The organism is Moorena sp. SIO3I6 (genome assembly GCF_010672095.1).
On the sequence record NZ_JAAHHU010000917.1, the window covers coordinates 1 to 1,962 of the forward strand.

The window sequence follows — 1,962 nt, forward strand, 5'->3', positions numbered from 1 at the left end:
TCGTTTTCGACACTGCCGAACAGGCTATCATTGCCTGATGTTCCTAAAATAAGATTGTCGTCAATATCTAAGTTAATGTTGAGATCAATCAAGCCTGTGTTGGAAGAAAAGCCATCAACAGCAATTTGGTAGGTTGTACCAGCGCTAACAGTAAATACAACTTCACTTTGTAAACCAAAGGTGTCATCATCACTGGCAATCTCTGTTAAGCTGTTAAGTGCTGAACCGGTGTAGACTGCTAGACTAGTGTCGTAGTTACTCCCAAAAGTGTCAATAGTGACTGTACCATCACCGGGAGCTGTCCAAGACCACCAGGCAGAATTTAACGGGCTGCTAATGCCTGCATGATCGGGCTCACCTGACTCCCCAGTGAAACCCACGTTAGTGCCTGTGGTACTAACTGATGTACGCTTTAAGAATATCCGGTCTGCAAAGTTATCATTAGAAACCATCAATGTTTGCTCCGTAATTAATAAATTCTAAGTTGTTATATAATGCACACCTGGGTAGTATCTGAGGCTGTATCTGAAAACTGGTGTGATTTTCAGCCTTTAATAATTAATCAAGTTAAAATTGCCCTTTTTCTGAAAAAAAAAATTTTTTGTAATAGTTATTAATAAAATATGTGGGTATAAAAAACCTCATTAAAAATGCGCCTGATTTCACTCAGACCCACCAAATTAGGTTACCCCTTAACTATAAGGATAGCGCTATCAAAGACGCTATATATGCATTTTTTTTACCTTTGTTAGAGTTTAATTTAAATTTTACCGAATCTTCATTTTACCTTTCCGGTTTTTCATGAATGGGCAAGTAAATAGGCTCAGGGGGTGACAAGCGCTCTTTAAAATCTTACAGGGGTTAGGTTTTAGGGGTTAGGTGAAGCGTGAAGAATGTCCGTGCGGGTATGGATTGATTAAAACTATCATTGACGAAGTATGCGTGAAAATTGCTTCAATTGCTGGCAAATACAAATGACTCATCGCACTCATTTTACCCAATACCTAAAACCTAAAACCTAACACCTATCTAGGTTTGAGCTTTTTTGTCACCCCGTGAACTTTCAATGTGTAAGCAATTTTGCCTAGGTACTTAGTTTTGAATTAGGAAACGGCAAAGTCAGTTATTTTACGGCGTTCTAAGGTTTTAAAGGCAAGGACAATTTGTTGAGGTGAAATGCCTAGTTTTACCAGTTCGTTGGCGACTCCTTCTTCTGTGCCGTCTTGTTGAAGCCAAATTTTTTCGTTAATGATATCAATGTGAATCAAACTGCCGTAAATTCTTTGATTTTTGTGCCAACCTATTTCCATGAGGAGATAGTGATCTTTATTTTCGTCAATGATTAATTGAAGGTCGCTTTCGGGGTCATTTCCTAAAAATTCAACGTAGTCTTGTAAGACTTTGATAATGGCTTGTTTTAGATTAGTTTTGTTTAAGGTATCCATGTAATAAGCTCCTCTTGATTGACGTCAAAGGTAAAAAGGCGAATGATTTTATCTTCGATTAAAACTTGTCCTGCTTCTTCTTCAAACACTGATGATATCACATCTTCTGGAACAGCTAAATAGAGTTTTATTTCGGGTTCGTAGCGTGCCAGTAGGTGTTCATACAAGACAAATTGACCCACTGCTTCCTCTAAATCTTTCATTTCTGATGCACTGCGGAAACTTTTGATTTCAACAGCAATTTTCTGGACACCTTTTTCCGCCGCAATGAGTCGTTCTGCCCCTAAGTCAATATATAAATTCTTTTTTCTAGTGAGTTTTAAACGATAGGGATCGTGGGTGATTGTCCAACCGTCTTTTTGAAGGGCATTGCGTACAATATCATGATAGTAGTCACGAACTGGCATGGTTATTAATTTAATAATTAATTAATTTTTTGATCTTAATTGACTCTGACCATTACCGTTATGATTCGGGTATTCTTAAGTTAGCAAAAAGTGATTATCCAAGGGTCAAC

At 37.7% G+C, this 1,962-nt stretch carries 3 protein-coding genes; all 3 read right to left on the reverse strand.

From position 1 onward, the window contains the following. The coding region (locus tag F6K49_RS44415) for a hypothetical protein (protein WP_293108314.1) at positions 1 to 452 on the reverse strand (452 nt) is incomplete at its 3' end. Positions 453 to 1,103: 651 nt separating this feature from the next. Further along, a complete protein-coding gene (locus tag F6K49_RS44420; protein ID WP_008181118.1) occupies positions 1,104 to 1,445 on the reverse strand; it encodes a XisI protein in 342 nt (113 codons plus the stop codon). Further along, positions 1,433 to 1,852, reverse strand: a complete 420-nt coding sequence (locus F6K49_RS44425) for an element excision factor XisH family protein (RefSeq protein ID WP_293108317.1) — start codon at positions 1,850 to 1,852, stop codon at positions 1,433 to 1,435. The genes F6K49_RS44420 and F6K49_RS44425 overlap by 13 nt, the downstream gene beginning before the upstream one ends. Positions 1,853 to 1,962: the final 110 nt, after the last annotated feature.

Bases quoted from the DNA above. Each gene is read 5' to 3' on its own strand.
- F6K49_RS44420 (WP_008181118.1), bottom strand. From the start codon at position 1,445: ATGGATACCTTAAACAAAACTAATCTAAAACAAGCCATTATCAAAGTC.
- F6K49_RS44425 (WP_293108317.1), bottom strand. From the start codon at position 1,852: ATGCCAGTTCGTGACTACTATCATGATATTGTACGCAATGCCCTTCAA.